Origin of the sequence: Lysobacter antibioticus (assembly GCF_000731095.1) — a bacterium.
Classification (GTDB): Bacteria; Pseudomonadota; Gammaproteobacteria; order Xanthomonadales; family Xanthomonadaceae; genus Lysobacter; species Lysobacter antibioticus_B.
In genome coordinates, this window is sequence record NZ_JMTZ01000054.1 from 1 (window position 1) to 21,938 (window position 21,938).

General features: G+C 67.9%; 18 protein-coding genes. 13 read left to right on the forward strand and 5 right to left on the reverse strand.

What is annotated here, in order from left to right; all coding sequences use genetic code 11:
* A partial coding sequence (locus EX88_RS27160; protein ID WP_235186314.1) for a hypothetical protein occupies nt 1-190 on the reverse strand: 190 nt, incomplete at its 3' end.
* A gap of 110 nt (nt 191-300) precedes the next feature.
* On the opposite strand from EX88_RS27160, the gene EX88_RS24650 reads away from it, so the two are divergent.
* The 8 genes from EX88_RS24650 to EX88_RS0116015 all read left to right on the forward strand — a co-directional run bounded on the left by EX88_RS24650 (nt 301) and on the right by EX88_RS0116015 (nt 12,397).
* Nucleotides 301-1,230, forward strand: coding sequence for an energy transducer TonB (locus EX88_RS24650; RefSeq protein ID WP_031372995.1), 930 nt, complete (start codon nt 301-303; stop codon nt 1,228-1,230).
* Nucleotides 1,231-1,291: 61 nt separating this feature from the next.
* Entirely contained in the window at nt 1,292-2,581 is a 1,290-nt protein-coding gene (folC, locus tag EX88_RS0115985; protein WP_031372996.1) for a bifunctional tetrahydrofolate synthase/dihydrofolate synthase, read from the forward strand.
* Between the two features lie 174 nt (nt 2,582-2,755).
* The gene (locus EX88_RS0115990) at nt 2,756-3,865 is read left to right on the forward strand and encodes an SPOR domain-containing protein (protein WP_031372997.1); all 1,110 of its coding nucleotides are present in this window, start codon (nt 2,756-2,758) and stop codon (nt 3,863-3,865) included.
* A gap of 102 nt (nt 3,866-3,967) precedes the next feature.
* Entirely contained in the window at nt 3,968-4,804 is an 837-nt protein-coding gene (locus EX88_RS24655) for a CvpA family protein (RefSeq protein ID WP_081931086.1), read from the forward strand.
* 33 nt (nt 4,805-4,837) lie between these two features.
* The gene (gene purF, locus EX88_RS0116000; RefSeq protein WP_031372999.1) at nt 4,838-6,307 is read left to right on the forward strand and encodes an amidophosphoribosyltransferase; all 1,470 of its coding nucleotides are present in this window, start codon (nt 4,838-4,840) and stop codon (nt 6,305-6,307) included.
* A 7-nt stretch (nt 6,308-6,314) separates the two neighbouring features.
* Nucleotides 6,315-7,130, forward strand: coding sequence for a ferritin-like domain-containing protein (locus tag EX88_RS0116005; RefSeq protein ID WP_031373000.1), 816 nt, complete (start codon nt 6,315-6,317; stop codon nt 7,128-7,130).
* A gap of 250 nt (nt 7,131-7,380) precedes the next feature.
* Complete coding sequence (locus EX88_RS0116010) at nt 7,381-9,852, forward strand: S9 family peptidase (RefSeq protein WP_235186317.1); 2,472 nt, start codon at nt 7,381-7,383, stop codon at nt 9,850-9,852.
* Nucleotides 9,853-10,129: 277 nt separating this feature from the next.
* Nucleotides 10,130-12,397 (forward strand): TonB-dependent receptor, encoded by a 2,268-nt coding sequence (locus EX88_RS0116015; RefSeq protein ID WP_031373002.1) that lies wholly within the window; start codon nt 10,130-10,132, stop codon nt 12,395-12,397.
* A gap of 150 nt (nt 12,398-12,547) precedes the next feature.
* Here the strand turns inward: EX88_RS0116015 and lpxH are convergent, their stop codons facing one another.
* Nucleotides 12,548-13,282 carry a UDP-2,3-diacylglucosamine diphosphatase gene (gene lpxH, locus EX88_RS0116020; protein ID WP_031373003.1) on the reverse strand — a complete coding sequence of 245 codons (735 nt, stop codon included), beginning with the start codon at nt 13,280-13,282 and terminating at the stop codon, nt 12,548-12,550.
* A 280-nt stretch (nt 13,283-13,562) separates the two neighbouring features.
* On the opposite strand from lpxH, the gene gltX reads away from it, so the two are divergent.
* Both gltX and EX88_RS0116030 read left to right on the forward strand, forming a co-directional pair.
* Nucleotides 13,563-14,963: a glutamate--tRNA ligase gene (gene gltX / locus EX88_RS0116025; protein ID WP_031373004.1), complete on the forward strand. Its 1,401-nt coding sequence runs from the start codon at nt 13,563-13,565 to the stop codon at nt 14,961-14,963.
* 31 nt (nt 14,964-14,994) lie between these two features.
* Nucleotides 14,995-15,483 carry a transcriptional repressor gene (locus EX88_RS0116030; protein WP_036149149.1) on the forward strand — a complete coding sequence of 163 codons (489 nt, stop codon included), beginning with the start codon at nt 14,995-14,997 and terminating at the stop codon, nt 15,481-15,483.
* Between the two features lie 406 nt (nt 15,484-15,889).
* On the opposite strand, the gene EX88_RS0116035 is transcribed toward EX88_RS0116030, so the two are convergent.
* The 3 genes from EX88_RS0116035 to EX88_RS0116045 form a co-directional block, all read right to left on the reverse strand.
* Entirely contained in the window at nt 15,890-17,146 is a 1,257-nt protein-coding gene (locus EX88_RS0116035) for an MFS transporter (protein WP_031373006.1), read from the reverse strand.
* A 396-nt stretch (nt 17,147-17,542) separates the two neighbouring features.
* Entirely contained in the window at nt 17,543-17,998 is a 456-nt protein-coding gene (locus EX88_RS0116040) for a MarR family winged helix-turn-helix transcriptional regulator (RefSeq protein WP_031373007.1), read from the reverse strand.
* 145 nt (nt 17,999-18,143) lie between these two features.
* Nucleotides 18,144-20,174: a TonB-dependent receptor gene (locus tag EX88_RS0116045; protein WP_031373008.1), complete on the reverse strand. Its 2,031-nt coding sequence runs from the start codon at nt 20,172-20,174 to the stop codon at nt 18,144-18,146.
* Between the two features lie 92 nt (nt 20,175-20,266).
* On the opposite strand from EX88_RS0116045, the gene EX88_RS0116050 reads away from it, so the two are divergent.
* The 3 genes from EX88_RS0116050 to EX88_RS0116060 all read left to right on the forward strand — a co-directional run bounded on the left by EX88_RS0116050 (nt 20,267) and on the right by EX88_RS0116060 (nt 21,904).
* Nucleotides 20,267-20,674: a MerC domain-containing protein gene (locus tag EX88_RS0116050; RefSeq protein WP_031373009.1), complete on the forward strand. Its 408-nt coding sequence runs from the start codon at nt 20,267-20,269 to the stop codon at nt 20,672-20,674.
* A 175-nt stretch (nt 20,675-20,849) separates the two neighbouring features.
* Nucleotides 20,850-21,038, forward strand: a complete 189-nt coding sequence (locus EX88_RS0116055; protein ID WP_031373010.1) for a 30S ribosomal protein THX — start codon at nt 20,850-20,852, stop codon at nt 21,036-21,038.
* Nucleotides 21,039-21,271: 233 nt separating this feature from the next.
* Nucleotides 21,272-21,904, forward strand: coding sequence for an outer membrane beta-barrel protein (locus tag EX88_RS0116060; protein ID WP_031373011.1), 633 nt, complete (start codon nt 21,272-21,274; stop codon nt 21,902-21,904).
* Nucleotides 21,905-21,938 lie beyond the last annotated feature (34 nt).

A 21,938-nucleotide genomic window follows, 5' to 3' on the forward strand; every position in this document is an offset into this window, starting at 1 on the left:
ATCCTTGTCTTATCGGAAAACGGCGCACGTCCTGTGCGCCGCCCTCCGGGTCTACGATCGCATCGCGAGGTCGGTACTGCGCCAAGCTCTTTACGGCAACGGCAACGGCAACGGCAACGGCAACAGCAACAGCAACGGCAACAGCGCCGCCAGCGCCATCGCCGACTTCGACCACGCCGGCACCGTCCATGTCCGCATTGACCCATCACCCCGATGCTTGTGTTGCAATACACCCCGCCGCAGGACGCGGCGCGAAAACAAGGAAGAGCGGTGTCGAAATTCGCATGCAGGACCGCGGCCATGTTGGCCGTGATGTTCGCCGCGCCGGCCGCGGCGCAATCGATCGATGCGGGCGCGGGGGCGTCGATGCCGGCCGGCTGCCCCAGCGGCGGGCAGTCGTTGCCGCCGCCGAAGTATCCGGCCGAGATCTTCGGCGCCGCCGGCACGGTGACGCTGGTGTTGGACCTCGACCGCTGCGGTCAGGTCGATCAGGTCTGGATCGAGACCGATTCGGGTTATGAAGCGTTGGACCGCGCCGCGGTGGAGACGGCGAAGAAATGGCGCTTGAGTCCCGAGTATCGCGACGGTGTCGCGGTGGCGTCGCGGGTGCGGGTGCCGGTCGACTTCCAGGCGCCGACGCCCGAGCAGATCGCCGCGCATGTGGCCCGCGCCCAGGCCAAGTGGGACCAGGTCTGGCCCCTGGCCCAGGTGCCCGAAGTCGCCGCCGCGCGCGACGGCAGCCTCGATGGTTTCCTACCAGACGCCTTGCCGATGGAGGAGGGCAGTGTGCTTGAGCTGATCGCCACGGCGCGACGCGAAGGCCGCGAGGTGTTCGGCGGCGAGGTGCCGGGCGGCAAGCTGGGCTGGCCGGCGCTGCGCATCGCCGACGACCGCGGTGCGTTTCAGTGGCTGTTGATCGAAGACAGCCATCCGGCGGCGCCATCGCTGGTCCGCCAGCGCCTGGTCAGCGACGGCAAGAAATCTTTCTATGTCAGCCGCGTGCTGTGCGGCGCGCCCAAGGCTTCGGCCTGCGCGAAGCTGGAGCGTAGCGTGCGCGCCTGGCCGCGACAGCGTCCGGGCCTGCCCTTGCCGCAGCAATTGTCGGCCGAGCCGCCGTTGCCGCCGAAGCAGACCCCGACGCAGCGTCCGTTAGGGCCTTCGCGACTGGCCCCGGAGGATCCGAAAGCCCCCACCGACCCGGCGGCGCGGCCGGCGTGGCAGCGCGGCTGAGGCGTCGAACCGCCAGCGCCGGCCGATCAACCCGGCCGGCGTATCTGCGAGAATTCGCGCCATGCAACGCTCGCTCGCCGACTGGCTCTCCCACATCGAACGCATCCACCCCAAGTCCATCGACATGGGGCTGGAGCGCATCCGCATCGTCTCCCAGCGCCTGGGCCTGAAGCGCCCGGCGCGGAAGGTGATCACCGTCGGCGGCACCAACGGCAAGGGCTCGACGGTCGCCTTCATCGAGGCGATCGCGCGCGCCGCGGGCTGGTGCGTCGGCGCCTACACCTCGCCGCACCTGCTGGCCTATAACGAACGCATCCGCATCGGCGGCGCCGATGCCGGGGACGCCGCCCTGGTCGAGGCCTTCGAGGCCATCGAAGCCGCACGCGGCGAGGTGGTGCTGACCTATTTCGAGTACGGCACCCTGGCGGCGCTGTGGCTGTTCGAGCGCGCCAAGCTCGATCTGGCGATCCTCGAGGTCGGGCTCGGCGGGCGCCTGGACGCGACCAACCTGGTCGACCCGGACGTGGCGGTGATCACCACCGTCGACATCGATCACCAGGATTACCTGGGCCCGGACCGCGAGAGCATCGGTTTCGAGAAGGCCGGCATCGCCCGCGGCTGGAAGCCGTTGATCCTCGGCGACGACGACCCGCCGTCGAGCGTGCTGCGCCATGCCTACGCGATCGGCGCCTCGGCGGTGCGCGCGGGCTGCGATTTCTTCTTCGAGGCCCTGCCGCCGGACGCCGACAAGCCCGACGAGGGGCCGCGCTGGCGTTGGCGCGAGGTCGGCTACCGCGTCGAGCTGCCGATGCCGGCGCTGGCCGCGCCGGCGCAGATGCGCAATGCCGCGGTCGCGGTGGCGGCGTTGCGGGCCTTGGGCAAGTCGCCCACGCGCCAGCAGTTCGCCGAGGGCGTGGCGGCCGCGCACGTGCCCGGGCGCCTGCAGCGTTTCGTGCGCGATGGCGTCGAGATCGTGGTCGATGTCGGCCATAACCCGCAGGCGGCGCGCGAACTGGCGGCCTGGCTGGCGGCCGCGCCGGCCCCGGGCCGGACCCACGCCGTGTTCGCCGCGCTCGGCGACAAGGATGTGGCCGGCGTGGTCGCGGCCTTGCACGCAGGCGTCGACGCCTGGCATTTGGCCGGGCTGGCCGACAGCGGTCCGCGCGGGATCGCGGTGGAGGCTTTCGCCGAACGGCTGCGCGACACCGCGGCCGGCGAGGGCAGCCGCCATGCCGACGTCGCCGCCGCGCTGGCCGCGGTGCGGGCACAGGCCAGCGCCGGCGATCGCATCCTGGTGTTCGGTTCCTTCCACACTGCGGCGGCGGCACTGGCCTGGCTGGCGGCGAATTGAGCCGGGCCATTACGCGCCGTGCTTTCGTGACGGCACCGGAGGCCTTGCGGTACCGGCCTTTCACCGTCGGCGATTCTGAATACAACGCTCCGGGCCAGGCATGCACACCGGTCCATGGCCGCCGCGGGGGTATAATTCGCGCCGGTAACCGGCCCTGCGAGTGATCGAGTAGCGATGGAACCTGCCCTGAAACAGCGATTGATCGGTGCGATGGTCCTGGTCGCACTGGCGGTGATTTTCCTGCCCATGCTGATCAAAGGGCCCGCGCCCGAAAGCGGCGCCTCCGATGTTCCCTTGACCTTGCCGGACGCGCCTGCGGGCGAAACCGAGACCCGCGAACTGCCGCTGGTGACGCCGGGCGATGCGCCGCAAGGCGGCGTGGTGGGCATGGAGCCGGCCGACATCAGCCAGCCGGCTTCGACCGGCAGCGACACCTTGCCGACCGTGGACACCGCGGCCGGCGCCAAGACCATGCAGCCGGCGTCCACCGCCGGTGGCGACTACGCGGTCAGCTTCGGCAGCTATGCCAGCGCCAGCGACGCCGACCGGGTGATCGCGGCGCTGCACGCCGCACGCCTGCCGGGTTATCAGGAAACCGCCGCCGGCGCCGGCGGCCGCACCTTGTATCGGGTCCGGATCGGGCCGTTCGCGACCCAGGCCGACGCCGAGGCGGCGCGCCTGGGTTCGACCAAGGTCCGCAAGGACGTCAACGCCAAGGTCGTGGTGCTCAACGCCGACGCGGCCGAGGCCGCCGACCCGGCCGTCGCCACCACCGCGCCGGCCGCATCGGCGCCGTCGGTGAGCGCGCCGAAGCCGCTGGCCGAAAGCGCACCAGTCAAGCCGGCGGCGCTACCGCCGTCGAAGCCGGAACCACTCAAGCCGGCCGCGACCAAGCCTGCCGAAACCAAACCCGTCGCGACCAAGCCTGTCGAAACCAAGCCGGTGGCGACGACCAAGCCGGCCGAAACCAAGCCGGCCGAAACCAAGCCGGTCGCGGCGAAGCCTGCCGAACCGGCCAAGCCGGCACCGAAGCCGGCCGCCGCCGGCACCGGTTTCGCGGTCCAACTGGGTGCGTTCGGCAACGTCGACGAAGCCAACAAATTGCGCGATCGCGCCCGGGCCGCCGGCTTCAGCGCCTTCGTCGAACAAGTCCGGACCGACAAGGGCACGCTCAACCGCGTGCGCCTGGGCCCGGTGGTCAATCGTGCCGACGCGGACAAGTTGAAGGCGCAGGTCGCCGGCAAGCTCGGCGTCGGCGACGCACTGGTCAAGCCGCATCCGTGACGGTTCGCGGCGTGACCTGCAGTTGAATACATCGGTGCAAGGCGCGCCGATGCAGGGCGCGCCGCTCGAGCGTGCGCCAGCGACGAGAGGGAGCGTCACGCTATGACAGCACTGGATTGGGGTTTGTTGTTGATCGTCGGCTTGTCGGCGCTGCTCGGCATGCTGCGCGGTCTGATCGGCGTGGCGGTGTCGCTGGCGGCGTGGCTGTTGGCCGGCATCGCCGCCTACGTGTTCGGCGGCGACGTGGGGCGCAGCCTCGGCGACGGCGAGATGGGCTGGCTGTCGTACCTCGGCGGCTATGCGCTGATTTTCGTGGCGGTGTGGATCGGCGTCGGCCTGTTCGGCATGGTGGTGCGGCGGATCGCGCACTCGGCTGGCTTGTCGGAGATGGACCGTTTGATGGGCCTGGGCCTGGGCGCGGTGCGCGGCGTGTTCTTCGCCTGCGCCTTGCTGGTGGTGCTGGGCATGACGACCTTGCCGCGCGAACCCGCATGGCGCGGTTCGATCGTCGCCGCGATGCTGATGCCGGGCGCGGAGTTGATGCGCGCCGCATTGCCGGACGGCATGGCGCGCAAGGTCGACCTGGAAGGGCGCGGCACCTCCTTGCAAGCGACGGTCCAGGCGCAGGCCAAGAATCTGGAAGACAAGCTGCCGAAGTTATCCGGTGGATTGCCGGGCGGGTTGCCGGGTGGACTGTCGGACATGATGCCGAGCGGCGGCCTGGATTCGCTGCCGCAGGCCGTGCCTGAGGACTCGTCCGGCGGCATAGCCGGGGCCTTGCCCGATGGCCTGGTCAACGGTTTGCCCGACGCGCTGCCCGAGGCGGTGCGCGACATGCTGCCGCAGAAGGGCCAGCAAGGCGCCACGGCGACGCAGATCAAGGGCGACCCGGCCAAGGTCGGCGCCGACCGCAGCAAAGACGAAAAACGCGTTCATTAGCAACAACAACGACTCTCAGCAGGATCAAGCGCTATGTGCGGCATTCTCGGTATCGTCGGCAACACGGATGTCGCCGCTCAGCTTTACGACGGACTTACGGTGCTGCAGCACCGCGGCCAGGATGCGGCCGGCATCGCCACCGCCGACGGCGCGCGCCTGCGCGTGCACAAGGGCAACGGCCTGGTCAGCGACGTCTTCAACGAGACGGCGATGCGCCTGCTCGAAGGCCGCGTCGGCATCGGCCATTGCCGTTACCCCACCGCCGGCAGCGAAGGCTCCGACGAGGCCCAGCCGTTCTACGTCAACTCGCCGTTCGGCATCGCGCTGGCCCACAACGGCAACCTGATCAACACCGACATGCTGCGGCGCGAGGTGTTCGAGCAGGACCGCCGCAACGTCAACACCGAGTCCGACTCGGAAGTGTTGCTCAACGTCTTCGCCCACGAGCTCGACCGTCACCGCGCGCTGACCGCCGAGTCCGCGTTCGCCGCGATCGAAGGCGTGCACCGCCGTTGCGTCGGCGGCTACGCGGTGGTCGCCACCGTGCTCGGCCTGGGCCTGGTCGCGTTCCGCGACCCGCACGGCATCCGCCCGCTGGTGCTCGGCAAGCGCAACACCGGCGGCCAGGACGAATACGCGGTGGCGTCGGAGTCGGTCGCCCTCGACCTGCTCGGCTTCGAGCGCATGCGCGACGTGCGCCCGGGCGAAGGCATCGTGATCACGCCGCGCGGCGAATTGTTCAGCCGCATCTGCGCCGAGCCGCGCCAGCACGCGCCGTGCATCTTCGAGTACGTCTATTTCGCCCGTCCCGACTCGATGATGGACGACGTCTCGGTGCACAAGGCGCGCATGCGCATGGGCCAGACCCTCGGCGAGAAGATCCAGCGCCTGCGTCCGGACCACGACATCGACGTGGTCATCCCGATTCCCGACACCTCGCGCGACTCGGCGCTGGAAATCGCCAACACGCTCGGGGTGAAGTACCGCGAAGGCTTCATCAAGAACCGCTATGTCGGCCGCACCTTCATCATGCCGGGCCAGGGCGAGCGGGCGAAGTCGGTGCGGCGCAAGCTCAACCCGATTCCGCTGGAGTTCCGCAACCGGGTCGTGCTGCTGGTCGACGATTCGATCGTGCGCGGCACCACCTCGCGGCAGATCGTGCAGATGGCGCGCGACGCCGGAGCGCGCAAGGTCTACCTGGCCTCGGCCGCGCCGCCGGTGCGGTTCCCGAACATCTACGGCATCGACATGCCCTCGACCGACGAGCTGGTCGCGCACGGCCGCACCGACGAGGAAGTGCAGACCCTGCTCGGTTGCGACTGGCTGATCTACCAGGACCTCGACGCCCTGGAGCAGGCGGTGTCCGGGCCGAAGCATCGCATCGACCACTTCGACTCGTCCTGCTTCAACGGTGAATACGTCACCGGCGTGGAGCCCGGATATTTCGAGCGCATCCAGCAATTGCGTTCGGACGAGGCCAAGAAGACGCGTCGAGCGTCCTGAGCCCGGGGTGCGCGCGGTGACTTCGCTGTTCGACGCCGCGCGCGCCTGTCTCGACGCGTCCACCCCCGAGGCGAAGGTCGAGATGACCTTCGCCGCCGCGCAGGCTTTCGCCCGCGGCGAACTCGCCGTGCCCGGCGATGCGCCGCCGCCCGAGCCGATCCGCATGCCGGGCCGGCCGGCCAGGCCAGCGCTGGTGCATCCGCGCGAGTTGCCCAAGCGCGGCTTCGGCACGGCCGACGGCCGCGCCGCGTTCGTGCACGCCATCGCCCACATCGAATTCAACGCCATCGACCTGGGCTGGGACGCGGTCTATCGCTTCCGCGGCCTGCCGGCGCAGTTCTATGCCGACTGGGTCGGCGTGGCCAACGACGAGGCGCGGCATTTCAGCCTGCTGCGCGAGCGCCTGCGCGAACTCGGCTACGACTACGGCGATTTCGATGCCCATAACGGCCTGTGGGAAATGGCCGAGAAGACCGCCCACGACGGCCTGGCGCGCATGGCCCTGGTGCCGCGCGTGCTGGAAGCGCGAGGGCTCGACGTGACCCCTGGCATGATCGTCAAGCTGCGCTCGCTCGGCGACGAGGCGACGGTGGCGATCCTCGAAACCATCCTGCGCGAAGAGGTCGCCCATGTCGCCGCCGGCTCGCATTGGTACCGTTGGTACTGCGAACGCGCCGGCATCGACCCGCTGCCGCGTTTCCGCGAATTGCTGGCCGAATACGCGCGCGCCGTGCTGTACGGGCCGTTCAATTTCGATGCGCGCAGCGCCGCCGGCTTCGACGACGAAGAACTGCGCATGCTGGAAGCCTTCGCCGCGCGCTGAGCCGCCGTCGGCCGTCGAACTCTGCAGGAACCCATCTCCCGCTTGGCACTGACGGGAAGGCTAGGGCGAGGGCAGCGCCGCAGGCGCCAAGGCATCGCTCCGTTGCCGCACAAGCCGGGTCTTCCCGAATGAGACCGCGTTCGCGCTACGCCACGGGCGCGCCTACCGTTCGTCCGTGACGCCACGCCGCGTAAAGTCGCGGCCGGGGCGCCGTGCCATCGTCGGCCTTCCGATCCATGGGAGGGATGGCATGAGCAAGCAAGGGATAGGCGTGGCGATGGCCATGGCGTTGGTGTTCGGCCTCGCGGCGATGGCAACGGCCGGCGCGCAGCCGGCGAAGCTCAGCGCCGCCGATTACGCGCGCGCCGAGAAAGTCCTCGACTACAACCTGAGGGGCCGGATCAAGAACGCCCAGGTCGAACCGCATTGGTTGCCCGACGGTCGTTTTTGGTACCGCCGCGATGGCGAGCATGGTGCGGAGTTCCTGCTGGTGGATCCGGCCGCACGCAGCCGCGGCCCCTTGTTCGATGCGGCGCGTCTGCATGCGGCGATGAGCGCGGCCTTGCCGGCGGCGAAAATCGAGGCGGTGCCGACGCCGATCTCGGTGCGCCTCGAAAACGGCACCCTGCATGCGCGTCTAGCCGGCGACCGGAAGCACGAACTGTCCTGCGATCTGGCCGCGTATCGCTGCGACAGCGTGCCGGCGACGACGCCGGACCGTTACTGGCTGGCATCGCCCGACGGTCGCAGCGCCGTGTTCGTGCGCGAGCACAATCTGTGGCTGCGCGATCTGCACAACGGCGCCGAGCGCGCCCTGACCCGCGACGGCGAGGCCCACTTCGGCTATGGCGAATTGCCCGACTTCGCGCTGCATGCGGTGCCGACCCAACTGGGGCAGTGGAAGGTGCCGCCGTTCGCGGTGACCTGGTCGCCGGACGGCAAGCGTCTGCTCGGCACGCGTTACGACGAGCGCAAGGTCGAACCCTATCCGATGGTGGAGATGGCGCCGGAGCGCGGCTTCCGGCCGCAGGTCCACTACATTCGTCTCGGCCTGCTCGGCGATCGCGAGGCGGCACGCGACGAGTGGTACAGCGTCGACGTGGAGAGCGGAGCGACGCGCAGCATTCGGCTGCCGCAGGGTTGGAACGGCGCGATCGAGGCCGATGTGTTGGGTTGGTCGCCGGACAATCGCCGCGCCTACGCGGTGATCGCGCGCTACGACCATCCCGCGCGGATGCGCCTGGTCGAGATCGATCTGGACGACGGCAGCTTGCGCGATGTGATCGAGGAACGCTCGGACACGCGCGTGCAGCTCAACGATTTCATCTACAGTCGCCCGGCGGTGCGTGTGCTCGCCGGCAGCAACGAAGTCGTGTGGTTTTCCGAACGCGACGGCTGGGGCCATTTGTACCTGTACGACCTGCGCGACGGCCGCATGATCCGGCGCCTGACCGCGGGCGATTGGCTGGTGCGCGACATCATCGGCGTCGACGAAGACCGGCGGCAGTTGTATTTCACCGCCGGCGGCCGCGAACCGGGCGACCCCTACCAACGCCGTTTGTACCGCGTGGGGCTGGACGGCGGCGAGCCGCGCTTGCTGACCCCGGAAGCTGCCGACCACGACCTCGACAGCGGCGTCAGCGTGATCCTCGGCGGTAAGGCGCTCGACTTGCTGTCGCCGACCGGCGAGGCGGTGATCGACAATTACTCCACCCTAGACGCGCCGCCGCGCACGCTGCTGCGCTCGACGCGAGATGGCGAAGTACTGCTGGAACTCGAACGTGCCGACGCCTCGGCCGTGCTCGAAGCCGGCTGGCAGGCGCCACAGCGGATCAGGCTGAAGGCGGCCGACAGCCGCACCGATCTGTACGCGACGGTGTTCTTGCCGCCGGGGTATTCGAAAGAGCGCGCGAAGCCTGGGCAGTACCCGATCGTCGATGCCTTCTACGGCGGCCCGCAGGTCACCAATGCCTCGGTCGGTTTCGTCGAAGCGGCCGCGGCGATCAACCCGATCTCGCGATCGAGTCTGTCCGCGTTGGGATTCGTGGTGATCACCATCGACGCGCGCGGCACGCCGGGACGTTCGCAGGCCTTTCACGACGCCAGCTATCACGGCGGCTTCGCCGACGTCCAGGTCGACGACCACGTCGCCGCCATCCGCGAACTCGCGGCTCGCTACCCCGGCCTCGACCTCGACCGGGTCGGCGTCTACGGCCACTCCGCCGGCGGACATGCCTCGGCGCGCGCGATCCTGCGGCGCCCGGATTTTTACAAGGTGGCGGTGTCCTCGGCCGGCAACCACAACCAACAGGGCATGTACGGCGGCGGCATCAACGGCCTGGAGCGGATACTCGGCGGCGCGCCGGACTACGGCGCCAGCGGCGTGCTGCGGCCGTCGCCCGATGCGGTGCCGGCCAATTACCTCGCCAACGACAATGCCGTACTGGCGGCGAACCTGCGGGGCAAGCTGATGCTGGTCTATGGCGACCTCGACGAGAACGCCTTGCCGGCGGTGACCATCCAACTGACCTCGGCCCTGATCAAGGCCAACAAGGACTTCGACCTGCTGTACCTGCCCAACCAGAACCACGAATTGTTCCGCAACGACGCGTATTACACCCGGCGCATGTGGGACTACTTCGTCGAACACTTGATGGGCGCGAAGCCGCCGAAAGATTACAGGCTGCAAGCGCCGGCCAAGCCGGGCGAGTCCGGGTTCTAAGGCGGCGGGGATGCGGCGATTCGTTACCGAGTCGCCGCGCCTTTGCGTCATAGCCGTGTCGGCACGATGACGGTTCCGCTGCGAAGAAAGCTTGGTTGCCGGCACCTCTTCGAGAGCAATCGGCGCACAGCATGAGCGCCGAATCCATCAACTGACGCCGTTCTGCAATATCCCGTTCACACCGAGTCGACAGACTTCCGGGCTTCGCTCTGACGCCGCCCAAGAGCGGACTGCGCATTACGCGCGGCGGCCACTCTGATTTGGAAGTTCCCCTGAAATGACGACGAAGACGACGCTCCTCGCCGCCTCGATTCTGTTCTGCCTGTACGCCGGCAACAGCCTCGCCGCAGAAACCGCCACCACTGCTGCTGTCGATCCGGCCACCGCCGCGGTCGGCGCGGGCGCGGTCGACGACGCCACCACCCTCGATGCGGTCTCCGTGGTCGGCACCGGCCAGACCCGCCAGGTGCAGTCGCTGGGCAAGCAGGATCTGCAACGCGTGGCCGCCGGCACCAGCCCGCTCAAGGTCATGGCCAAGCTGCCGGGCGTGCACTTCCAGAGCTCCGATCCCTGGGGCAACTACGAGTGGTCGAGCAAGCTCAGCATCCGCGGCTTCTCGCAGCAGCAGCTCGGTTTCACCCTCGACGGCGTGCCGCTCGGCGACATGAGCTACGGCAACCACAACGGCCTGCACATCAGCCGCGCGATCGCCGCCGAAAACCTGTCCGGTGCGGAACTCTCGCAGGGCAGCGGCGCGATCGACACGGCGTCCTCGGGCAACCTCGGCGGCACCTTGCGCTTCTTCAGCGCCGACCCGATGGCCGAGTACGGCCTGCGCCTGGCCCAGACCGTCGGCAGCGACGCCACCAGCCGCACCTATGCGCGCATCGACACTGGCGACCATAACGGCTTCAGCGCTTACCTCAGCGGCGTGTTCCACACCACCGACAAGTGGAAGGGCGACGGCCCGCAGCGCAACGGCCAATTCAACGGCAAGTTCGTCTACGCCAACGACGACGTCAAAGTGACCGGCTTCGCCGCGACCTCGCGTCGCCGCGAGACCGACTACGCCGATCTTTCGCTCGAATCCGCGCGCCGCCTCGGCATGGATTGGGACAACTACGCCAACGACTGGCAGCGCGCGATCGACGCCGCCAACGGCAAGTTCAGCGGCGGCGTCACCAGCCTCGACGACGCGTATTACATCGCCCGCGGCGTGCGCGACGACGACCTGGCCTACCTCAACGCCGACTGGAACGTCAGCGACGACCTGGTGCTGGCGGCGACCGCGTACTACCACAACAACAAGGGCCAGGGTCACTGGGCGACGCCGTACTCGGTCTCGCCGACCGTGCCGCTGCGCATGCGCACCACCGAGTACGACATCGAGCGCACCGGCATCATGCCGAGCCTGACCTGGCAGATCGGCGACCACCGCCTGCAGGCCGGCTTGTGGCTGGAGAAGAACGCCCACGGCGTGCAGCGCAACTTCTACGACCTGCAGCGCAACGAGCCGCCGAACGAGATCTTCTTCTACCGCAATCCCAGCGCGCGCGTGTTCCGCCAGCGCTTCGATACCGACACGCGTCAGTACTACGTGCTCGACCACATGGAGTTCATCGGCGGCCGCCTGGCGATCGATGCCGGCTTCAAGGGCCTGCGCGTGGAGACCGACGGCAAGACCCTGATCGGCGGCGCCAGCCGCGCCAGCGGCAAGCTGGTTTCGGAAGACAACTTCCTGCCGCAGCTCGGCGCGCGCTGGCAGCTGAGCGAGCACGAGGAGGTCTTCGGTTCCTACAGCGAAAACCTGTCGGCTTTCCGCACCGGCGTCAACGGCCCGCATTCGACCTCGCAGGCTGCGTTCAATGCTGCCGTCGCTTCGCTGGAACCGGAAAGCTCCAAGACCCTGGAAGCGGGCCTGCGTACCAGCCGCGAGCAGATCGAGGCTTCGGTGGCGGTGTACCGGGTCAACTTCGAGAACCGTCTGCTCGCCATCGCGCGTTGCGCCGGCATCGTCGGCTGCGCGTCGAGTTTCGCCAACGTCGGCGACGTCGAGAGCCGCGGCGCCGAAGTGACCGTGGTGTGGAAGCCGTTCGCCGGTTTCAGCTGGTACCACTCGCTGGCTTTCAACGATTCGCAGTACGAGTCGGATTATCTCGACGGCACCACCCTGGTCCGCACCAAGGGCAAGCAGGTGGTCGATGCGCCGAAGCGCCTGTACGCCACCGAAGTGCGCTGGGAACGCGACGGCCTGTCGCTGCAGCTCGGCGCCAAGTACACCGACAAGCGTTATCTGACCTACCTCAACGATTCCTCGGTCTCGGGCTTCTGGGTGGTCGATGCCTCGGCGTCGTACGAGTGGAAGGAGCTGTCTTGGGCCGATGCGTTCAAGCTGCAGTTGAACCTGACCAATGCCTTCGACAAGCAGTACTTCGGCAGCCTCGGCACCAACGGTTTCGTCGCTTCCGATCCGCGCGGCCTGAACTACACCGTGCAGTCGGGTGCGCCGCGCCAGGCCTTCCTGACCGCCGAGGTGCGTTTCTAAGTAGTAGCTTCCCGAGAAGTAGCTTCCAAGCCGCATCGGTTCCGATGCGGCGGGGCGCTTGGGTCGGGCTCGATCCAGCCGCCTTGCAGCAGCGCCCGGACTTCGCGTCCGGGCGTTTTCGTTTCTGCGGCGGAGCCGTAAGCGATGCGCTCAGTCCAGCGTCTGCAGGCGTGCGCCGTCGCGATCGACGCGCAGCACCGAGCCTTGCTCGTACCAATCGCCGAGCACGATGCGCCGGCAGGCGCGTCCAGCGACGTCCAGCTCGTGCACGGCGGGGCGGTGGGTGTGGCCATGGATCATGCGGTCGATGCCGTAACGCGCGAAGGTCTCGGCGACGGTGGCCGGCGACACGTCGGTGATGGTTTCCATGCGGCCGTCGTCGCGCAGGCCGGCCTGATGAGCCTTGCTCGCCGCGCGCGCCTGTTGCGCGAAGGCCAGGCGTGCGGCGAGCGGCTGCGACAGGAACTGCGCCTGCCAGGCCGGGTGCCGGGTCTGGGCGCGGAACTGCTGATAGGCGACATCGTCGGTGCACAGCAGGTCGCCGTGGCCGATCAGGGTCGGGTGACCGTACAGCGGTACCACGGCGGGGTCGGGCAACACGCTCATGCCGGCGCGCCGGGCGTAGTCCTGGCCGAGCAGGAAGTCGCGATTGCCGCGGATGAAATACACCGGCACGCCGCTGTCGGCGAGGGCCTTGAGTTCGTGCGCGACGAAGGCGCCGGTCTCGGACGGGTCGTCGTCGCCGACCCAGGCCTCGAACAGGTCGCCGAGGATGTACAGCGCGTCGGCGCCGCGGGCTTCGTCGCGGACGAAGCGGCCGAACAGTTCGGTGATCTGCGGACGCTCGGCGTCGAGATGGAGGTCGGAGATGAAGAGGGTCGTCATAGGCTTAGTTTAGCCAGGGTCGTTGCCGGGGCGCGCTGTGGGGGAGCTGGCCGGGCGATGGACGAGCGAGTGCAGGGCGGGAACCGGGTCGATGCGGGGCCTGGGTTTCGCCGCAATCGCGGGACTGGGAGGAGGGGACGGCAGGTGCGCAAACCCGGCTCGGCCCCTTGCTGCCAGCCTGGCCCAACCCCCTGTCGTGGCGTTCGCCCGCGGCTTTTCCCGACGCCTGTGCCCCGGCTCCGTTAAAATCCCCGGTCTCCCAGGATTCACCGAGCCCCGCATGACCTGCCGCACCCGTTTCGCCCCCAGTCCCACCGGTTATCTGCACATCGGCGGCGCGCGCACCGCGCTGTACTGCTGGCTGGAGGCGCGCCGCGCGGGCGGTCAGTTCATCCTGCGCATCGAGGACACCGACCAGGAGCGCAGCACCCAGGCCGCGATCGACGCGATCCTGGAGGCGATGGACTGGCTGGGCCTGGACTACGACGAGGGCCCGATCTACCAGACCCATCGCCTGCAGCGTTATCGCGAGGTCGCCGAACAGATGGTCGCGGCCGGCACGGCTTATTACGCCTACGAGACCAAGGAAGAGTTGGCCGCGGCGCGCGATGCGGCGATGGCGGCGAAGGAAAAGCCGCGTTACAGCGGCGCCTACCGCGACCGCAACGAACCCTTCCGCGACGACCCGAACCGGGTGATCCGCTTCAAGAACCCGCTCGACGGCACCGTCGTGTTCGAGGACAAGGTCAAGGGCCGCATCGAGATCGCCAACAACGAACTCGACGACCTGGTGATCTTCCGCGCCGACGGCTACCCGACCTACAACTTCGCCGTCGTCGTCGACGACCTCGACATGCGCATCAGCGATGTCGTGCGCGGCGACGACCACGTCAACAACACCCCGCGCCAGATCAACATCTATCGGGCGCTGGGCGCGCCGGTGCCGCATTTCTCGCACCTGCCGATGATCCTCGACGAGGAGGGCAACAAGCTCTCCAAGCGCACCGGCGCGGCCGACGTCATGCAGTACCGCGACGCCGGTTATCTGCCGCACGCGCTGCTGAATTATCTGGTCCGCCTGGGCTGGTCGCACGGCGACCAGGAGATCTTCTCGATCGAGGAGATGACCCGTTTGTTCGAGCTCAAGGACGTCAATTCCAAGGCCTCGCGCCTGGACTCGGCCAAGCTCGGCTGGCTCAACCAGCAATACCTCAAGAGCGACGACCCGGTGGCGGTCGGCAAGCACCTGGAATGGCATCTGCTCGACAACGGCTACGACCTGGCCAGCGGCCCGGCCCCGGCCGACGTGGTGATCGCCCTGCGCGACCGCGTGCAGACCCTGAAGGACATGGCCGAGCGCGCCTCGGTCTGGTACCGGCCGCTGACCGAGTACGACGATGCGGCGGTCGCCAAGCATCTGACCGCGAATGCCCGCGCGCCGCTGGCCGAAGCCCGCACCCGCCTGGGCCAGCTCAGCGCCTGGACCGCCGAGACCGTGTCGGCGGCCCTGCACGAGACCGCCGAAGCCCTGGCCATCGGCATGGGCAAGGTCGCCCAGCCGCTGCGGGTGGCGATCACCGGCACCCAGGTCAGCCCGGACATTTCGCATACGGTGTACCTGGCCGGCCAGGCCCAGGCCTTGCAACGCATCGACGCCGCCCTCACTAAACTCCCTGCGTAGGAAGCATCGCGCCGCGATAATGGAGTCCGCCATGAGCACCAGCCACGCCTGTACCGACCCCCAGCACCACGTCCACGACGGCAACGCCTTCGTGCAGGAGGTGGAGCGGGCCTGCGAACAGCGCGGCTTGCGGCTGACTCCCATCCGCGCCCATGCCCTGCGTCTGATCGCCGACGCCGGCAAGCCGATGAAGGCCTACGATCTGCTCGACCAGATGAAGGCCACCCACGACGCCGCCGCGCCGCCGACGATCTACCGCGCGTTGGATTTCCTGCTCGAGCACGGTTTCATCCACAAGCTCGCCTCGATCAACGCCTATGTGGGCTGCCATCACCCGGGCGGCGCCCAGCACGCGGTGCCGTTCCTGATCTGCGACAGCTGCCAGTCGGCGACCGAGCTGGAAGACGAGCGCATCGTCGACCTGCTCGAAGGCCGCGCCCGCGCGCTCGGCTTCGTGCCGCAGGCGCAAACCCTGGAAGTGCACGGCATGTGCGCCGATTGCGTGCAGGCGAAGGCTTGATTTCGTTGCGTGACCGCGTGATTCCGTGACCGCGTGATTTCGCAGGTCCAGCGCCTGCGACAACCGCTTATGAAAATCGCCCCCTTTGCAAAGGGGGCTGCGCCCTGTCTGAGCAGGAAGTCAGGTTAGCGGTGATTGGCGCGGGGGATTTGCTCTTGCTGGGCAGCTTCATCGTTGCGGTTGGCTCGAGAGCAAATCCCCCCTTACCCCCCTTTTTCAAAGGGGGGACGCTATGCCTCCGACGATTCGCCCGTTCGAAAGTTCGCCCCCTTTGGAAAAGGGGGCGGCGTCCGATGTCGTTTGAGGTCGGGTGAGATTCGCTGGCGCGGGGGATTTAGCTTCAGGTCGCGGCGACCGACGAAGCGAAAGCAAATCTTCCTAACCCCTTTTCCAATAAGGGGACAACTCAAGCCTTCGCCGGCGCTAATCCCGTCATGACCGGTTTCGCTTCGCGGATCGGCAGGTTCGCCACCGCCGCCAGCAAGGCGAGCACGATGTCGGCGTACCACATCCAGGTGTAGTCGCCGAACTTCGCCATCGCGATGCCGCCGAACCAGGCGCCGAAGAAGCCGCCGATCTGGTGCGAGAACAGGGTCAGGCCGAACAAAGTGCCCAGGTAACGCGGCCCGAACAGTTTGCCGACCAGGCCCGCGGTCGGCGGCACCGTCGCGAGCCAGGTCAGGCCCAGGCCGGCGGCGAACAGATAGAAGGTCAACGGCGTCGGCGGCGAGATCAGATAGATCGCGATCATCGCCCCGCGGCTGGCGTACATCAGCGCGAGCAGGTGCTTCATGCGATAGCGCTGGCCGAGCCAGCCGGCGGCGAGGCTGCCGGCGATATTGAACAAACCGATCAAGGCCAACGACACCGCCGAGACGTTGTCGGACAAACCGCACAGGGCGATTTCGCCGGGCAGATGGGTGACCAGGAAGGCGATATGGAAGCCGCAGGTGAAAAAGCCCACGTGCAGCATCCAATAACTCGGGTCGCGCAAAGCGACGCGCAGTTGCGCGCGCAGGCCGATCTCGGCCGCGGGCGCGGCGGCGATGCTTCCGGGTGCAGCGGCGGGTGCGGTACGGCGCCGCAACGGCCAAGCCAACGGCAGGGTCGCGACGGCCGCGACGGCGAGCGTCCACATCGCCATCATCCAGCCCGAGGCGGCGATCACCGCCTGCACCAGCGGCGCGAACACGAACTGGCCGAGCGAGCCGCCGGCGTTGATGAAGCCGGCCGCCATCGAGCGCTTTTCCGCCGGCAAACGCTGCGCGGTGGCGCCGATCAGGATCGAAAAACTGCCGGCGCCGGCTCCGGCGGCGCCGAGCAGGCCGAGCGTCACCATCAAGCCCCATTGCGACGACACGAACGGCGTCAGCCCCATGCCGGCGATCAACAGCACGCCGCCGAATACGAGCACGCGCCCCGGCCCGCGTTGATCGGCCAGCGCGCCGAACACCGGTTGCACCGCGCCCCAGACGAACTGACCGATTGCCAGGGCGAAACTGATCTCGGCGATGCCGAGCCCGGTGCTTTGGCCGATCGGTTTGACGAACAAGCCCTGCGACTGGCGGATGCCCATGGTGATCATCAGCATCGCGGTGGCGGCGAGCAGCAACGGCCAATAGGACGCGGTCTTGATCGTGGGCGGAGAGGAAGTCGTGCTCATGGGGTTCTCGGCGGCAGAGGAACTGCGGGGAGGGAGGGGGCGAGCGTGGTTTCGAGTGCGGCAGACTTCAGGGCGTTGCAGGCGAATGCAGTCGCTGGACTGTTCGCAATGACTCCGGTGCAGGGCGAAGTAAAGCCGAGTCCGCTCTCGCGCAGTGGCGACCGCCAGTTCGCGGCATCGCCTCAGCCTGTGGCGATGCCGCGCAGCTTGCATGCGCGTCGTTGCAGGCCGACGCTCGTGTGTTGTTCTCGTCATTCCCGCGAAGGCGGGAATCCAGAGACCGCAAGCGTTCTCGCACGATAGGTTTCGAACATCCGGTTCCGCCCGGGCAGAACGCAGTGCGCTCTCGCCGGAACGACACAAACAACCCAGGCCGGATCGTTCGTATCGGCCCGTTCACGGCGCGTCGTCCTGCAACTGCGCGATCGCGCGGTCCAACTGCGCATGCAAAGCGGCGACGCCTTCGGCGCCCAGGCCTTGATCGATCCGGTCCTGCGCCTGTCGCCATAGCGGTTGCGCGCGTTCGATCACCCGCCGGCCTTCGTCGGTGATGCGCAGGCGGCGCTGGCGTGCATCCAGGCCGGGCACGCTCTCGATCCAGTTCGATTCGACCAGCGGCTTGAGGTCGCGGCTCAGGGTGGTGCGGTCCATGCCGAGCTCGCGGGCGATTTCGCCGAGCGGACGGCCCTGGCCGCCGGTGCGGCGCAAGATCGAATACTGGTTGAGGTTGATCCCGGCCGGCGCCAGGGCCTGGTCGTAGCGCTGGCTCATCAGCCGCGCCAGCTTGCGCATGCGAAAGCAGGTGCAGACGCTCTGGGTCGGGGCGGCGGCGGGCTCGGTTCGGGCGCTCATTGGGTGTATATACACCTATTTGCGCCGCCACCGCAAACGCCGACACGAGGTCGGCGTCTGGGCCACGGGGATAGGTCACGACACGACTGGGAGAGAGATCGTTGAGAACCCCGAAGTCAGGTGGCGTCCATGGGGGACAGCGCCGTCAGAAGAACACCCGCACGCCGAAATCGACGCCGCGGCCGGGCAGGACCACGCTGTCCTTGAGGAAGGAGGTGTGCACGCGTGCCTCCTGGTCGGTCAGGTTGCTGCCGTTGAGGAAGACCTCGTAACCCAGGTTGCCCGCGTCCCAGTGGTAGGCCAGGTGGGCGTCGACGAGGGTGTAGCCGTCGGTCGGGGTTTCGTTGGCCGCGACCTTGTCCTGCTTCATGTAGCGGGTCGCGCCGAGCGATGCGCGCCAGGAGTCGGCGTCCCAGCGCAATTCGCCGCCGACGCGGCCGGGGGCGATGCGCGGCAGGTTGCCGCCGTTGTCGAGCTTGGCGCGCACGCTGTCGCCGAACACGCGCACGTCGAACTTGCCGGCGTCGCCGTCGAACAGGTGCGCGATCGCTTCGCCTTCGAAACCGGTGAACTTGGCGTCGGCCTGGCTCCACTGGCGCACCGGGCTGTCGTCTTCGATCTCGCCGGTGTCGAGCAGGTAGATGAAGCCGTCGAAGCGGGTCTGGTAGGCGGCGAGCTTGGCCTCGAATTTCGCGCCGTGGTAATGCACGCCCAGTTCGACCTGGTTGGCGCGCTCCTTGCGCAGATCGGCGTCGCCGATCTCGAACGAGGCGGTGGCTGCGTGCAGGCCGTGGGCGAACAATTCCTCTTCGGCCGGCGCGCGTTCGGCGCGGTCGAGGTTGAGGCTCAGGCGCCAGGCGTCGTTGAATTTCCACAGTGCGCCGGCCGACAGGCTGACCGGTGTGAAGTCGCGCTTGGCCGCGCCGAACGGCGAGCTTTCGATCTTGTCGACGCGCGCGCCGAGTTCGAGCTGCAGCGGGTCCCAGGTGCGCTGTTCGGTGACGAACAAGCCGGCGGCGCGGGTCTTGGTCTTGGGCACGAAGGCCTCTTCGCCGATCGCCTGGAACTTGCGCTCGTAGCCCTGCACGCCGACCGCGCCGATCCAGCCGCCGAACGGCTTGTGGGTCAGCTCCAGGCGGCCTTCGGTGGCGTCGCTGAGGAAGCGCGTGCCGACTTCGTCGCCTTCGAATTCGATGTGTTCGTATTCGGTGTTGGCCACGCTCGCGCGCAGGCCGCTGAAAATGCCGAAGGCCTGATTGATGCCGCCTTTCAGCTCGAAGCGGTTCTGCTTCATGTCGATGTGCACCGGCGCTTCGCCTTCGAGCGCATCGCCGGGTTCGCCGGGATTGCCGTAGCGGTCTTCGTAGCGCGCTGCGGAAAAGCCGAGGAAGCCCAGATCGCCGACCAACGAGGCGCCGAGCGCGCCGGTCTTGGTGTCGACGAAGCTGTTGCGCTGACGGCCGAGCGGGGTTTCGTAATCCTTGTTGTTGCGGTACACGCCGTCGGCATGCAGCACCAGGGCGCCGTCGGCGCCCATCGCATCGACGCGGGCCATGCCGGTGACGCCGTCGTTGACGGTGTCGTGGCGGATCTCGGCGCGGCCGGACACGGTTTCGTCGAGCGGGCGCTCGGCGATGCGGCCGTCGACCACGTTGACCACGCCGCCGATCGCGCCGCTGCCGTAGAGCAGGGTGGCCGGGCCCTTGAGCACTTCGATCTGGTCGGCGAGGAAGGGTTCGACGGTGACGTTGTGGTCCTGGCTGACGGTGGACACGTCCTGGCTGGCCAGGCCGCCGGTCAGCACGCCGACACGCGGGCCTTCCAGGCCGCGGATGATCGGGCGGCCGACGCCGGCGCCGAAGTTGGAGCTCTGCACGCCGGGCAGCTTGCCGATGGTCTCGCCGAGGGTGGTGCCGCGCGCTTCGTCGAGCTTCTCGCCGGCCAGCACCTCGACCGGCTGGGCCAGTTCCTCGGCGCTGGACTGCAGCGGGGTGGCTGTGACGACAACGGCGTCGAGGCTGGTAGCCTTGCCGTGGCGGGTGTCGCTGGCGGTGCCCCCAGGCGGCTCCTGGGCATTGGCCTGGGCGGTGGCCAGCGCGGCCGGCAGGGCCAGGGTAAGGGCGATGGTGAGCGCGCTGCGACGTGCGCCGAGGAATGAACGGATGGGCTTGGGCATGATGAACCGGCTGACGATGAACTGGCGGGGGATGGTGAAATGTTATAAAGTAACGTTTACCGATTGACAACCATCCCAGAAGTCATCCCCCCATGTCTTCATTGCTACGCGGCTTAATCGACCGGATCGGCGCCTTCGGCTCGCTGGCCTGCGCCATTCATTGCGCAGCGCTGCCGCTGCTGATCGCGGTGCTGCCCTCGTTGGGCTTCGCCGGTTGGTTCGACGACGGCTTCGAACTGGCCTTCGTCATCTTCGCCACCATGCTCGGCACGGCCAGCCTGATCTCCGGCTATCGCCGCCACCACGCCGTGCGCGCGCTGTCGCTGCTGGTTCCGGGCCTGAGCGTGCTGTGGATCGGCGTGTTGTACCCGCCGCTGCACGGCTCGCTGTTGCCGCACGCCATCGCCATGACCTTCGGCGGCACCCTGGTCGGCCTGGCCCACTTGGCCAACCTGCGCCTGAACCACAGCCACGTCCACGACGCCAGCTGCGCTCACTGAGCGCCCACAGGAGCGGCTGCGGACGCCTCGGATCGACGCTTGTGCTAGGCTTCGCAGCCTCGCGCGCGGCCGCGCAGCGCCGGACACCGGGCCTCGGCCCCCGGCGAAATCGCCTGCAGCCTGCGCGGACCACCATTCGATTCAACTGTAGAACGTCTTAATTAGGAGCACGACCATGGGTAAAGGCGACCGCAAGACCGCCAAGGGCAAGCGCTACAACTCCAGCTACGGCAACGCCCGCAAGGCCGTGAGCAAGGCGACCGGCACCGCCGCCGCGCCGGCAGCGAAGAAGACCGCCGTCAAGAGCGCGACCAAGGCACCGGCCAAGAAGGTCGTGGCCAAGAAGACCGCTGCCAAGGAATAAGCCGGCCCGGCGCCGACGCTGTTCGAGAAAGCCCCGCATCGCGGGGCTTTTTTTTGTCCTTTCTTTGCCGACGAAGGCCCGGGCGACGGGGCGGCGCAAGCCCATCGCAACGGGTTTTCCGCGCCGCGCCTATGCCAACGGACACACACAGACAAGATGTAATTTTTTCATTAAGATGCGCGCGTTCCCGAGGAAGGGAACGGTCATCACATTTCGAAGGATCAAGGGGATTTATGAAGAAGCAACTCGCGCTGGCGCTTGCGCTGGCCATGGCCTCGTCTGCGGCCGCCGCTGCCGACGGCCTGAGCTACACCCATGTCGAAGCCGGCTACTCGGTGCAGAAGATCGAACTGGTCACCGTCGACGAAGACCTCGATATCGAGGACCCGAAGGCCGCTGGCGGTTACATCGCCGGTTCGGTCGCGTTGAACGATGCCATGCACCTGTTCGGCGGCTACCGCCAGGGCAGCGACGATATCGAAATCAGCTACGCCGGCAGCTACCTCGGCGAAGTCGACATCGACTCCACCCAGTACCAGATCGGCCTGGGCTACCACCACACGCTGTCCGACCGCGTCGACTGGACCGGTGAGCTGAGCTACCTGCGCACCGAAATCGACGTCGAAGACGAAGAAGCCGTCGAAGGCGACGACTACCGCGCTTCGCTCGGCCTGCGCGGCGACCTGGCGGCGAACTTCGAAGGCTGGATCAAGGCCAACTACACCGACGGCGACGTCTACGACGGCGAATTCAGCGGCACGATCGGCGCACTGGTCAAGTTCAACGAGACCTGGGGCATCGTCGGCGAAGCCGAATTCGGCGACAAGAACAGCCAGTTCAACCTGGGCGTGCGCGCCAGCTTCTAAGCGGGCTCGTACGTGCGATAGCGGAAGCCCGGCG

Coding starts and splice junctions, on each gene's coding strand:
- EX88_RS0116050 (WP_031373009.1), top strand. CDS start 20,267: ATGTCTTCATTGCTACGCGGCTTAATCGACCGGATCGGCGCCTTCGGC.
- EX88_RS0116045 (WP_031373008.1), bottom strand. CDS start 20,174: ATGCCCAAGCCCATCCGTTCATTCCTCGGCGCACGTCGCAGCGCGCTC.
- EX88_RS0116040 (WP_031373007.1), bottom strand. CDS start 17,998: ATGAGCGCCCGAACCGAGCCCGCCGCCGCCCCGACCCAGAGCGTCTGC.
- folC (WP_031372996.1), top strand. CDS start 1,292: ATGCAACGCTCGCTCGCCGACTGGCTCTCCCACATCGAACGCATCCAC.
- lpxH (WP_031373003.1), bottom strand. CDS start 13,282: ATGACGACCCTCTTCATCTCCGACCTCCATCTCGACGCCGAGCGTCCG.
- EX88_RS24650 (WP_031372995.1), top strand. CDS start 301: ATGTTGGCCGTGATGTTCGCCGCGCCGGCCGCGGCGCAATCGATCGAT.
- EX88_RS24655 (WP_081931086.1), top strand. CDS start 3,968: ATGACAGCACTGGATTGGGGTTTGTTGTTGATCGTCGGCTTGTCGGCG.
- purF (WP_031372999.1), top strand. CDS start 4,838: ATGTGCGGCATTCTCGGTATCGTCGGCAACACGGATGTCGCCGCTCAG.
- EX88_RS0116030 (WP_036149149.1), top strand. CDS start 14,995: ATGAGCACCAGCCACGCCTGTACCGACCCCCAGCACCACGTCCACGAC.
- EX88_RS0116055 (WP_031373010.1), top strand. CDS start 20,850: ATGGGTAAAGGCGACCGCAAGACCGCCAAGGGCAAGCGCTACAACTCC.
- EX88_RS0115990 (WP_031372997.1), top strand. CDS start 2,756: ATGGAACCTGCCCTGAAACAGCGATTGATCGGTGCGATGGTCCTGGTC.
- EX88_RS0116015 (WP_031373002.1), top strand. CDS start 10,130: ATGACGACGAAGACGACGCTCCTCGCCGCCTCGATTCTGTTCTGCCTG.
- EX88_RS0116060 (WP_031373011.1), top strand. CDS start 21,272: ATGAAGAAGCAACTCGCGCTGGCGCTTGCGCTGGCCATGGCCTCGTCT.
- gltX (WP_031373004.1), top strand. CDS start 13,563: ATGACCTGCCGCACCCGTTTCGCCCCCAGTCCCACCGGTTATCTGCAC.
- EX88_RS0116010 (WP_235186317.1), top strand. CDS start 7,381: ATGAGCAAGCAAGGGATAGGCGTGGCGATGGCCATGGCGTTGGTGTTC.
- EX88_RS0116035 (WP_031373006.1), bottom strand. CDS start 17,146: ATGAGCACGACTTCCTCTCCGCCCACGATCAAGACCGCGTCCTATTGG.